At 40.3% G+C, this 13,531-nt stretch carries 7 protein-coding genes; 6 read left to right on the top strand and 1 reads right to left on the bottom strand.

The features are described from left to right. Nucleotides 1–7: 7 nt before the first annotated feature. The 5 genes from FC85_RS15965 to FC85_RS03865 all read left to right on the top strand — a co-directional run bounded on the left by FC85_RS15965 (nucleotide 8) and on the right by FC85_RS03865 (nucleotide 9,706). Entirely contained in the window at nucleotides 8–1,870 is a 1,863-nt protein-coding gene (locus FC85_RS15965; protein ID WP_083484938.1) for a hypothetical protein, read from the top strand. 421 nt (nucleotides 1,871–2,291) lie between these two features. After that, nucleotides 2,292–3,821 carry a hypothetical protein gene (locus FC85_RS03850; RefSeq protein ID WP_057864241.1) on the top strand — a complete coding sequence of 510 codons (1,530 nt, stop codon included), beginning with the start codon at nucleotides 2,292–2,294 and terminating at the stop codon, nucleotides 3,819–3,821. A gap of 536 nt (nucleotides 3,822–4,357) precedes the next feature. Beyond that, on the top strand, nucleotides 4,358–5,407 hold the full coding sequence (locus tag FC85_RS03855; RefSeq protein WP_057864242.1) for a GW dipeptide domain-containing protein: 1,050 nt from the start codon (nucleotides 4,358–4,360) through the stop codon (nucleotides 5,405–5,407). A 691-nt stretch (nucleotides 5,408–6,098) separates the two neighbouring features. Further along, nucleotides 6,099–7,664: a hypothetical protein gene (locus tag FC85_RS15970; RefSeq protein ID WP_057864243.1), complete on the top strand. Its 1,566-nt coding sequence runs from the start codon at nucleotides 6,099–6,101 to the stop codon at nucleotides 7,662–7,664. A gap of 209 nt (nucleotides 7,665–7,873) precedes the next feature. Beyond that, the gene (locus FC85_RS03865; RefSeq protein ID WP_057864244.1) at nucleotides 7,874–9,706 is read left to right on the top strand and encodes a hypothetical protein; all 1,833 of its coding nucleotides are present in this window, start codon (nucleotides 7,874–7,876) and stop codon (nucleotides 9,704–9,706) included. Nucleotides 9,707–9,879: 173 nt separating this feature from the next. Here the strand turns inward: FC85_RS03865 and FC85_RS03870 are convergent, their stop codons facing one another. Beyond that, nucleotides 9,880–11,118 carry an SGNH/GDSL hydrolase family protein gene (locus FC85_RS03870; RefSeq protein WP_057864245.1) on the bottom strand — a complete coding sequence of 413 codons (1,239 nt, stop codon included), beginning with the start codon at nucleotides 11,116–11,118 and terminating at the stop codon, nucleotides 9,880–9,882. A gap of 175 nt (nucleotides 11,119–11,293) precedes the next feature. Here FC85_RS03870 and FC85_RS03875 point away from each other — a divergent pair, with 175 nt between their 5' ends. Next, nucleotides 11,294–12,388, top strand: a complete 1,095-nt coding sequence (locus FC85_RS03875) for a hypothetical protein (protein ID WP_057864246.1) — start codon at nucleotides 11,294–11,296, stop codon at nucleotides 12,386–12,388. The last annotated feature ends 1,143 nt before the right edge of the window (nucleotides 12,389–13,531 follow it).

Raw genomic sequence — 13,531 nt, forward strand, 5'->3', positions numbered from 1 at the left:
GAATCGAATGAGAATGGATCTTAAGAAGTCACTTTTTGTTTCAGCGACTGCTTTGGGATTATTTACTGCTATCGGGGCGGTAAATAGTACGACAGCAAATGCAAAAACAAGAGTGCGGGTAACATCTAATCGCGCAATGACGAGCGATGCAAGTTCGCGGAACGTTAATTTTACAGGTAGCTCTGCCTTATATAACAAGGCTGGTACTTTGAAAGGCGCTCGTAAAGTTGCGTCAACCAGTCGATTAAGTCGTTTGGCGGGAACTCAATCGTCAACAGATAACGTTCGGGCATATCGAGTTGCCAGAACTAATCGTGGTTCTATCTATTATAAGGTTGTTACTTTTAATGGTAACTATCGTGGCTGGATTTATGGTGGTAAGAGTACTGCTGATTTTGGTGGTGGCGTTCGTCAATATGACACTTTCCAAACGGGTGCATTAAGTGATGCCCAGAAGAATGGCACATTTACGATTGCAAATCCGGGAACGACAAATGATGGTAAGACGGTTACATATAAACAGCCAGCATGGACCCAATATAAGGTTGGCCGTCAGATTACTGATTCCAGCCCATTAAAGGGTGCCACCTTTAAGATTGACCAGGTAGGAACCCGAACTCGTGAGAATGATCAATGGGTTCACATTACGGCAACTGATACTTCTAAGTCAGCTGCAAATGGCTGGATTTTGTTCTCTGGGTTAACTTCAGCTACGAATTCCGGTAGTGGGTCGACGACTACTGATACGGTTGCGGATAATGCTATCAAGATTAATGTGGTTGATTCATCAAATAGTCAACCAATTACATCAATTACGTACACCAAGAATGGTGTCAAGAAGGATGACACGTTAGGGCTGTTAACTAACGGTGTTTGGACGTTACAAACGGCTGATCAAAATGCCTTGCAAACACAATTGGCAGCAGCTTTGAAGACCGCCGCTCCAAATAGCTACTATCCATCAACACTTACCGCCGCTCAAATTCAAACATTGGCACAAGGAAAATTCGGCTCGACAATTACGTTAGTTGTTACTAAGGGCACGGCACCAATCGCGGATAAGGCTGTTCGTGTATACTTGGTAGATCCAAATGGTAACAACATCAAGTATATCGATTACACGAATACTTCTGCGGTTAACGGTAACACCTTGGGGACTCAGAATGGTTCAACGTGGACATTAGCTGCCAGTGATGCTACAGCCCTTCAGGATCAAATTAATAAGGCATTGGTTGGGACTGGCTATGCGCTTCCTAATGGTGCATTAACGGCTGCTAATCAAACAACATTGGCTCAGGCAACGTTTGGGGGAACATCTAAGATTTACACTGTTGCAAATAATGTGCCCGAAGCAGGGTATTCAGCAATGTTACCTTATACCAACGATGCCACACCTGGAGTTCTTACTGTGAAGGCAGGGCCAACAATTGACGCTTCATATAACGGTCATTCTGTTAGCGATATTCGTTCTTGGGATCAATCATGGGCGATTGATTGGTCATCCAAAGACAAACTTAATACATCCGTGAAAGATGAAGCAGATGCTGAGGCTGCAAATAAACTCTTTTTAGGGGCTGCGAGAAGTCAGTACATTGCTAATGGTAATATGCAAATTGGTAGTGGTAATGGTACATTTAAGGGTGCAGATGTTTTGAAGACACTAACCTCTAGCAATGGTGGGACTTTGAATTCGCCAATCTATCCTGTTCTTACTTACAACTCTGGGTGGTTTGGTTCTGGGGTTAATAGAACAGTGACCGTAAAATGGTATCATCTCGTATATACTGCGGCTAAAGTGGATGACGGCACATATGGTACACCGGTTAAAGTTTATTACGATGTTTCAAGTCAACCAGTTCAAGATAATTAATAATTTGAATTTAAAGAGTCCGAAAACCACATTTCCGGTTTTCAGACTTTTTAATACATAGAATCACTACTCTTTTAGTAAAAAAGCATAGCATAATTATATCTAATGACTTCATCTTTATATTCACAAAACGTTCATATTTTGGTCACATTTGGAAATCGTCTTTTAGGCCTTGATCCACGTGTGTGCAACCGGTTTAACAATTATTTATGGATTTATTAAACTATGAAGATTTGACTATTCTGTGAATTCTTAGGAAATTTATGCATTTATTTTGCTTTTTGTTAGATTGTTTTACTACTGTAATTTTAGTGTAATAAATCTGTGAAATTGTCTAATTTTAGTAATGTCATTCTTTTTTTCCCGCGTTATACTAAATATATTCTTTGCGGAGACGCAAGAAAAATTGGAGGAATTTATTTTGAAGAAAAATCTCAAAAAGTCACTGTTTGTTGGCTTAGCAGCATTGAGCTTCGTTGCCGTTGCTGGTACTGCCACTCAAGCAAGTGCTAAGAGTTATGCCAAGGCTACCTCAAACACAGCTTTGACTTCAGACGCTACAAAACGTAACGTTACTTTCACCGGAACAAGTGCTTTATATACTAAAGCCGGTACTTTAAAGGGTGCCCGCGTAGTTGCTGGAAAATCAACTTTAAGTAATTTAGCTGCATCAAAGGATTCAAAAGATAATTTCCGTGCTTATCGTGTTGCGACAACTAACCGTGGTTCAGTTTACTACAAAGTTGCTTCATTTGATGGTAACTATCGTGGCTGGATTTATGGTGGTAAAGACAAGACAACCATTGCTGGTGGCATCAAGTCATACGACACATTCACAGCCGGAACTTTAACTGACGATCAAAAGAATTCAACTTACAAGATCGGCCAAACCGGTACTGCAAATGACTTCAAGACCGTTACTTATACTTATCCTGCATGGACACAATACAAACAGGGTCGTGTTATCACCGACTCAACACCATATAAGGAAGCAACATTTAAGATTGACCAAACCGGTACTCGTACCCGTGAAGGCGATCAATGGGTTCACATTACCGCAACTGACACTAAGAACTCGGCTGCAAATGGTTGGATTTTAGCTTCTGGTTTACAAAAGGCCGGTGACACAACTCCTGGCGATACTTTTGATGCCAACAAGAGCGTTAAGGTTCAATATCGTGACACAACCACTGGCAAGACATTGGACAAGACCAACACTTGGACAACTGCCGGTTCAGATTCTAAGCAGGGTGCAGCTGTTAACGCTAACTACGTTGATAATAGCGGTCGAACATTAGGTGCCTTCATTACCAACACTAAAGCACCTTCCGGCTATGCATTCAAGACTAACGATGGCAGGGACGTTGCTGCTGATGGTTCTAACTTAACTTCAGCACCAGCTCTTTCGAACGCCACTTTTGGTGCAACCCTGACTCTTGATGTGACACCTGTTGCTGGTTCAACCAAGGTTTCCTTCTACCAAGACGGAACTAACGGTTCATCAATCACTGCTTTGAAGGCCAGTGACTTTGCATTAGGCTTCCCAGGATTGACTGATTCAGCTCAATCAACTGCTTTGCCTGCTGGTGGCGATAAGACTGGTACATTTACATTTGCCAAGTACTTTGCTGCTGATGGTCCATTTGCCAAGGCGCTTGAGGGTTCAAACACTGCATACAAGGCCAAGGCTGGTTCATTAATTGATCCTGACAATGGTAACAAAGCTACTGGTTTTGACAAAGTTGGCTTCTTCGGTCAAAACGTACCTGGTGATAACGGTGCATCGCGTTACTTCTATGTATATGATGCAGCTGCTTCTGATGCTAACAATGCCGCAACGTTGAGCAATGGTTCAACTGTTAAGGTGGCATTCCAACGTTTCGTAACCAAGGATGCTGTTAACACTAAAGATGCTAACCAAAATGCTAATACAAACTACATTGCACAATAATTTAGTTTGCAATTAGTTTGCTGGCTAATACCAGGAAATTAAATAAGGGGGCTCGGGCAATGTATTTTGCTCGGCCTTCTTTTTTACATAAAGCACTGATTATAAAGGTTGCTTTATATTGAATTGATAATTGATAACACCACAATGCATCATTTTAACTTTACAAAATATATGATTTGTTCAAGATGCAACTTTTCAAGCAGGTTGCATTACTGACAAGGGTTGTTCAAGCCATTCCTTGTTGGTTCACTAGAAAGAAAGCCAAGACGAGATTTTGTCTTGGCTTTTTTGGTGCAAATGTCGAGGAGAGTCCCGTGGATTACTAATGTATGATTATAGAAAGAAGGTTTTAAAAATACAGAATTTAAATGGTTGCTAATTGATCAGAAATGTCACTGGGTGAGTAACAGATATTCAAAGAATAGGGGTTATATTAATGTCTCTTATTTTTGGTCATTTACAAAATAGCCTTTATTCCTTATCATTCAAGGTAGTATAATAAATTTGTAGTTATCATCATTGAGGAGGAACGGGTCATGAATAAAATGTTACATAAATCACTTTTTATTGGGATTACGGCTTTAGGGCTATTTGCTGCTGCGGGGGTGGCCAGCTCACAAACTGTTAGTGCTAAGAGTAAGGCTGTTAAAGTTACCAAAAATTACGCGACAAAGAGTGCCGGAGCCGATCGAAACGTCATTCCAACTGGCAATTATGCGATTTATACCAAGCCTGGAACTGTAAAGGGTGCACGAATGGTTGCAAGTAAAGGAACGTTGCGAGGATTAGCCGGTTCACAAAATTCCAAAGATTACTTCCGGGCTTACCGGGTCGCTAAAACGAATAAGGGATCGTGGTACGCAAAAGTTGTTACTTTTGATTATAAAAATCGCGGCTGGATTTACGTTGGCAAGACAAATCCAGATGATGATTGGGCATCAGTAGGCTTTGGCTTGAAGCATACCGAAACGACTCATACTGCGGCAATGCCGGGAACGACAACTGTTAAATTAACTAACCCCGGCATTACCAATGTGCTTTGGAATGCCCCTTATCGTTCACAATATCGGGCCGAAAAAACTATTGACGATACAGAGCCCTATGGTGGCGAAAACTTTACGGTTACTAAATCTGTTGAAATGACTCGTGAAGGCACGCCTTACTATTATATTGTTAACCAAGATCGACCTTCTATTCGTGGCTGGATTTATGCTGGTGCCGTGATCGAACAGGTTCCGGTTCCAACAGACCCGGTCCCAAATAACGTTGTTTTTGCAAAAATTATTGACGCTGATTCTGGCTATGAAGTTGGAACACCAACACTTACCAATACCAATACAAGCTTGACTAATGCCGCTGCTTTTTTGACAACTGAATTAGGAAATGGTTCAACTGACGAGGCTAAATTAGGAGCTTATGCCCCCGGCTACACGTACAGCACATTAAGCGCGGCTGACAAAAGTGCAAATTATAGTGCAATTGCGAATGCAGCTTACGGAAGTACTGTAACCGTTAAAGCACGTTTAGCTTCTAAAGCTCCTGCCGATACGCTAGTGGATGCAACGTTGGCTAATGCAACTAAATAATTACGACTTAACACAGAAATCCAATCCATGTGACTGGGACATCATTCGATAAATAGTTATTTTTCAAAAATCCCGTAAGATCAGTTTGTAAAACGCTGATTTTACGGGATTTTCGTTTTGTAAGGTATTACGATATAGATTTTTGACTATTGTCCCGCTTGGACCTGATCTTAGATTGTGTGATTATTTAGAATTAGTGCTTGCTTAAATGTTTCATGGGAAGATTTTTTCAAATGGGGAACACCGTGATGATTTGGATGAAAATATGGGCACTACTTTTTTGCCTTTTGTATTTGTTTTCTTATGAGTTAGGGTATCACACTGAGAAGAAGCCAAAATGGAATTGTGACGATATAATGAACGTGTCATGGTTTGAATTTATTGCGGTTAAAGTGTGAATTTTCTTTGACGTTACAATTAAATTTTGATGAGATTATGAGAATGATGGGCCTGATATTCTTATCGAAAATCCTAATAATTAAATATTTATCGAGAATAAGTATTGATATAAAAGGGTTTTAGCGTTTATGGAAACGTTAAAGTTTGTTGGACAATAAATGAGATAATAGTAAATGGGGTTCAACATAATAGTACCTTTCGGTTTACATTAGTTACGAGGGGTGATAGTATACTTTCTAGAGGGGCGAGAGTTACATATCGCGTCTAATATCTTTACAGGGGGAATTCAAACATGAAGAATACTATGAAGCGTTCATTGTTTGCAGGTTTAGCTGCATTATCATTTGTAGCTGTTGCCGGTGCATCAACCAACGCTAGTGCTGCTAAGAAGAGCTATAAGATTGATTTTAATCAAGCTTCTAGTTCATCGACAGCAACAAGTCGTAACTATGTACCAACTGGCTCAAATGCATTATACACAAAGGCCGGAGTTTTAAAGAGTGCTCGTAAGGTTGCTGATACATCAACATTACAAAACCTTGCTAACTCAAAGAAAGGTAACGATTACTTCCGTGGCTACCGTGTTGCTAAGTTAAGCAACGGTTCATACTACATGAAAGTGGTTACCTTTGATAAAGCATACCGTGGCTGGATCTACGTTGGTAAGACTGATCCTCGTACCAATTATCAAAGTGTTTCAACTGGCTTGAAATACACTGATACGACCCAAGACACAACTTCATCACTTACTGATGCTCAAAAGAAAGCAACTTACCAAATCCAAAACCCAGGAACAACTTTTGAAGCTCAAACCTTCAAAGCTCCTGCATACACTCAATACAAGATCGGCCGTAACACAACTGATACCACTAACTACAAGGAAGATACATTTACTATTACCCAAGCAGCTAAGCGGACTCGTGAGGGTGACCAATGGGTTTACGTTAACGATGCTAAGAACCCTAGCGTAAATGGCTGGATTCTTCAATCATCATTGAAGGAAGCAACTCCTTCAACTGATACCATCGCTGACAATGCTATTCGCATCAACTTAACTGATGCAACTGGCAAGGCTATCAAGTCTGTTGACTACACTAAGACTGGTGCTACTAAAGGTACTACTTTAGCAACTGATGGTAAGACATTGGCTGACACTGATACTAGTGCAATCAACACTTTGATTACTAATGCTTTAGCTGGTACTGCTAATGCTTCAGCCTTCACTTCATTGAGTGATACGCAAAAAGCTACTTTAGCTGCAGCTAAGTTTGGTTCAGCTGTTACCTTACAACTTGGTGCTACCAAGTCAGTTGGTAATGATCAAACAACGGTTAGTCAAGTTTGGAACGCAACTGTTTATGACTCATTGAGTGGAAGCAAATCAGCACGTGCTGCTGGTAAGATTGCTACTATGATTCCGTTCTTCAACAGTAACGTTAACTTTACTAACGCTATGAACAAGTTCAATGCTGATCCTGATGTTAAGGGTAGCAAGAATGATGTCATTTCTAAAGCAACCTTACAAGCTGCCTTCAAGAAGGATGGTTTGGATACTGTCTACTTGAAGATTACCCCAACCATTCTTCCACGTATCGGTGGTGGTTTCTTGGATAACATTGACCCAACCGGACTTTATATGAAGGCTGATCTTGACTATGATGCACTTCCTGCTACCATTCATTATGGTGACAAGATCCAACTTTCATATCAATATGAAGGCGGTGCATTGTATCACAAGGCATTCAACCAGACTATCTTCCCTAACATTACTCAAAATGCTGATGGATATTATGAATTACCAATCAATGATGATATCTTGAATGCCATTCTTGATGCAATTGTTCGTTACGGAATCTAATCTGATTATAGTTAGAATTGAAAAGAACCAACCACTTGGCTGGCTCTTTTCTTTTACCTAATTTTAGTAACATTACAAGCTGCATAGGTTAATGATACGCAATTGTAACCTTTGATAAGTGGAAGTAATGACTAAATAGTTTATAATGATAGGTAGTTAACAATTACTGTTAGCTACTTATCTTACATAAAGATATAGGAGGGGAGTTCATGAACAAAAAGTTTTTTAAGGTTGCGTTTGCGGGTGCCGCAGTTTTTGGCTTTGCTGTCGCCGCATTTGCAACTAACACACCTAACGCAAGTGCTAAGAGTTACGCGAAAGTTAAGTCCAATTCAGCGCTTAGTTACAATGTGGAAGAACGAAATTATTTGCCAAATGGTTCAGCTGCTTTATACTCAAAAGCCGGAACACTAAAGGGTGCCCGAATGGTTGCCGGAAAATCGACAATGGGTGGCTTGAATGGTAAGACTGATGCAGGTCAAAGCTATTTCCGGGCTTATCGAAGTGCAAGAACTAATCGTGGTTCTTACTATTTAAAGGTTGTTTCATTTGATAAGCAATACCGCGGCTGGATTTACGCTGGAAAAGCTAATCCAACTAAAGGAACAGGAACCGTTGGTGGATTGAAGAATACGGCTACCTTTACTCGTGGCAGTGTCACAACTGATATCGCCAACGCAACTTATTACTTTAAGGGGTCATCCCAGACTTACGTTCAGCCTGACTGGACGCAATATAAAGTTGGTCGAAATTTGAAATCAACTCAGGGTAACTACTCTAAAGACGCTCTAAAAGTTACTGGGGTTGGCGCAAAAACCAATGGCCGTGACAACAATGCAGTTTATTATTACGTTGAAGATTCAAGCAATCCATCAGTTAATGGTTGGATTAAATCTGATAATTTGACATCCAGTGCAACTGGAAGTACAAGTTCGTCGTCCAGCTCCAGCGCAACAATTGGACAAAATCAGGTTGCCGTTAATTATGTTGACTCTAAGACCAACAATACAATTACTTCGAAGACCTTGACGAATACCAACTCGGCAAGTCAAACTGCTGCTGCCTTCTTAGGCAACAATACGGCTGGTCAAGCAGTTTCGAATATTCCAAGTGGCTATCAAGCACCAGCTACTGGAACCGCAAATGAAACGGCTAACAACGCTGCGTTGACTGCTGCTCAATATGGTAAGTCAGTCAACTTTATCGTGGATGTTAAGTCAGCTGGTAATTTATTTGCCACGACACCGAAGTTCACAACGATGGCAAACAACCGACCATATAGTGGATTGCCTGGTGACGCGATTGGCAAGAACGCCTTTGTTTCACCTGGACAGGATCAGATTAATAATTTAATTACCAAATTAGCGTCTGATACTAACACAAGTACTAATAACGGTGTTCGTGATACGTTTACAGCTCAAAATGTTGCAAAGGCCCTATATGATGCGCATCTGGAGGACGTTTATTACTTGACATACTGTGATCCGCTAAGTGGTAGTAAAACAATTATGACTGCTTCCTCAACTGCTGAACCAAGTGTAACTGGACTGTTTAGTTCAAGTGGTTCGGCAAGTTCAACTGGCGATATTAGTTCGATCCTTGCTGGAACTGGATTAAGTGGAATTGGTTCAATTATTGGTGGTGTCGGTAATATTATTGGAAATGGTATCTCAAGCGTTGTTAATTGGTTTGGATGGGTTCTTAATTATCGGATCGTTCATTTACACACAGATGCAGATGCCATTATGGCTGCCAATGGTGATGCTATTAAAATTGGGAAGCAAGTCACTATTCCATATACTGCCACCGCTTCCGGAGTTATGAAGGATTCTGAAATCAATAAAGCTAACAATCGATTAGATACTATTTATACAGATGGTAGTGACCAAGGAGATGCTTTTAAAGATAGTTCATTTGCGAACTCTACAACAACGTTGAATAATTTATTAAATAGTTCGAGTACAAGTACCACAGCTAGCCAAGCTGCAAGTACCGGTTCGACATCAGCAACTAATTGGTTTTCAACATTCGGATTAGGTTAATGAGAGTTTTATCATAAAATGGATTACGACATAAGCTCCAACGACAAAAGTGGGCCGTGATATGTAAGCTCTCAAGTAAAACAGACCTGAGTCAAAAATTCAGTTGAATTTTGGCTCAGGTCTGTTTTATTTTAAGGACTTATGTCATGGTCCTTTTCTGGGTATGAAAATTATTATTTTTTGACTGTCTTATGAGAAGCGACAGTCGGCGTTGTTATTTTATCTGTTGTGGTTTTCTTAGTGGTCGTCTTTTTCGTTGTTAGTTTACTGTTAATCGTCGTGGATTTCGTTGCTGATTTAATCCGATCTTTAGGATAGTTGTTAATCATGAATTGAGCAATTTCGCGGCCCATTAGTTGATAGGTTTTAGCACATGGATGTAGTCGTTCATCGTACAGCCGGTCTTCATGGTTGGCATCTGTAATAATTGGATTGGTATCGTTTCGCCAATCCAACACTGGAATTTTATAGGCTTTATAAACGGCTGCTTCAGCGTCTCTTAACTCGTCCATCGTATAGCCGCCTTTGCCAATCACGTTATCGGAGTTTGACTGGGCATCATAACGGGGAATTGGCAAGATACCATAGATAATCAATTTCTTGTTATCAGATTTCATTTTTTTGATATTATTTTTTAATTCTGTCTGAATATCACTGATTGAATTGGACGAATGACCATAATCGTTAGTTCCATAAGCGATGGTAGCAATGTCATAGTTGGTAAAATTCGTATTGTTAACGGTTGGCGTTAGATCACCGTCAGTTTCTTCCTCGCCGCCTTCGCATAGGAAAGCACCGTTATAGCCGGCATTGGTAACGGAAGTATCAAGATAGCGCGCAAGCCAGTTAGGGTAACCCATATTGTCTAACGTTTCATATCCGTCATATCCGCGGGTAATCGAATCTCCCAGGGTAATAATTTTTTGTCCTTTAAAGTAGTCACTATTCTTCATTGCGATATCAAACGTCCCCTTCGAAATTGGTTCCAGGTTGCCTTGCCAGACCCAGCCAGTCTGTTGCCCGTTACCACTTTTTACTTCATACCAAATGGAATTGCCACTTCCTTGGGCTGTTCGATCAATAACTGCTTTTTTATAAGTGTACCAGGTAACCTTGGCAAAATCCCTGGCGGTACCCGCTGGTTTATTAAGAGCCGGACTCGTGTAAACATATCCCTTATTTAAGTGGTATGGCAGTTCTTCGTCAACTGTGGTACTCTTTACTAAACTAGCTGCTGGAATTGATTTGGGCTGAGTTGTTTTCGTCGAAGTTGATGACGATTTGGTTGGTGCAGCAGTTTTGGTTCCTGACGTTGGTGCATTTGTCTTTGTAGCCGCGTTGGCTGTGGCCGTTAATGTGGTCATCCCCAAAGTAGCTGCAATTGCTGCAACTATGTAAATATTTTTTTGCATGTGCTTATTATCTCCTCAAAATATTTTCCAATCGTTTATAAGGATACCATGACATTGTTACGAACTGCTTACACAATTAATAAAAACTGCATAACTTACTTGCTAATTGTTGCCAAATAAATTACCATTGTAAGTGGGTAACTACGACTATATTTAAAGTCGGGGGGAATGTACCATGAACGAAAAGTTCAAATATAAGTGGCTTGTTCTTGTTTCGTCCACTATTTTAGCGTTTTGTGGTTTCGGCATTCGGGGGAATGCTGATTCCGTCTCTACCAACACTAATGGCGATTCAGCCACAGTAGCTCAAGTAAATAATAATCAGAGCAGTTACGCGTTGTATGATTCTTCAACGACTCAGGATGGGAGCGTTGAGGGAAATACGACGATGAAGTCTTCTGATGGTGAGAATAAAGTAACCACTCACTGGGATTCAGTTGAGTCTGGAAGTAGTTCTTCAAGTGCCAGTGATTCTTCCAGTTCGGCTAATACGTCCAGTGGGGATGGCACGACAACTTCTTATGGTGACGCAACCGGAAATAATGTTGACCAGAATAGTAGCAGTACTAATTCTGATTCAACAACGGATGGGGCAAGTGCCTCGTCTTCCAGCGCCAATGCATCGTCTAATTCCAGCCAACCAATGCTGGGGATGGGTGATAAGGGGTCGGCAGCTGCCGGATCCGGGCTTGATAATATTATTAAGCCGGTTATCGATAAAATTGTCCCGGGTGGCGGTTTGGATAATACGAAGCCTAATGTTTCTTCCAGTAGCTCATCGCAAGCTGATCGTTCTGCAACGGCACCTGCTAATTCACAGCCGGATTCTGCTGCAGCTGGACAGTCACAGGTTAACAGTGCCGCTGAAAGTGCTGGGGCCGTTGCTAATCAACAAACGGTTCGGACACCTAATCAGTCGGTTATCGAACAGTCACAGGCAAAGACCATTCAAAAGAATTCATTTGCCAATCGAGTTTCCAAGAGTGACCCGAACAATACTCAAAAGAATACAACTAAATTAGTTGGCTTTACAACTTTTAGTAATTTGTTCTATAAGCAGGTTTTGAATAAAAAGAAAGATCCTGGTAAGTTTACAACCACTAATGGTAAAAAAGTGACGATCACGACACCGGTTTCCAGTGTTAAGTATACTGAGCATGATGTCAGTGGGTTCGCTGAAAGCCTACCGGTCATTATTTCGTTGGCAATTATCGGAATTGTCGGGTTATCATTTATTATTTTTGATCCGCTTAGATTCATTTTTAGATAGTAAAGAATTGAATAATCAAATGTAAAAGCGTTGGGATAAGTAATTTTTCCCAGCGTTTTTATTTTGCCGATATTTGGCCAGTAATCATAGGCGTTTGCGAGATCAGTGACGGCTAACTGCTCGTTTGTGCCTTTCATGATAGGCAATGTCTCAACTAAAATTGGTTATCAGATGTCCCGTGAATAAGACTCCTCGGACAACTCAATTGTTGTTAAATTGCCGTAATAGTAGGCTTTTAGCGATATTTTTAAAAAGTAAGGGCTAAAGGTTGCAAACGCTTCCAGATATGGTATGATATAGATGTGGTAAGGGAGAAGGAAGTTCGAAGCATAGGGGTTTCAACCTACTTTGAATGTTCTCTGATCCAACAAGTTCCAATGTTGTAGAAAGAATTATTTTCAAATGTTTCGCAGTTTGAAGTAATGGATGTTTAGTTCAAAAGAATATGAGTTTGAAGGTTTGAAATTAAGCACAATTGTTTCGGAGTAACAAGTTTATTCAGAGCATGTGTTTCAAGTTTTAGAGATTCAAATGAGTAGGATGTTGAAGTAACCAAGTTAATTTCAAGGTGGTAAAAATTTGAATATAACTAAATTAGGTTCATTTGGTTGCATGAGCGAAAAGATCTAGTATTGAATACCTGATGGAGTAATTGAAAAGGGTTATGTACAGAGGTCGCTTGTACTAAGTCGAAGTAGTTCAATTGGCAACTATATCAAATTGATGTGATATCAAATTGATTGAGGTACAAGTAACAAGGTATTACGAATCATCGTTACAGGAATCACGTACCAAAGAAGTACAGTCATACGAGTTAGTTTCATGTAGTACAGTTTCACGAAGCACCGAAAGTTGATCTCACGGCAAATTTAACAATAGTGATTATCCAAACAACCAATCGAGTTTGCGTCAGTAGATCAACAAGATAGTTAAATTGAGGCGATAAGACATTAGATTATTTATGAAGTGGGTATCAACCCCAATCATCCCTACCACATAGGATTCCAGTTTGCATATCAAAACAAACTGAAATCCTATTTTTTTGTCTTCTTTTCAAAAATTTCAAAATGACATAGCCAATTTTATTTGGCTCTTTGTCAACTGAGGTTGATATCAGCTTATATAGCAAATCCGAAAGGATTT

Origin of the sequence: Lentilactobacillus diolivorans DSM 14421, assembly GCF_001434255.1 — a bacterium.
Taxonomy (GTDB): Bacteria; Bacillota; Bacilli; order Lactobacillales; family Lactobacillaceae; genus Lentilactobacillus; species Lentilactobacillus diolivorans.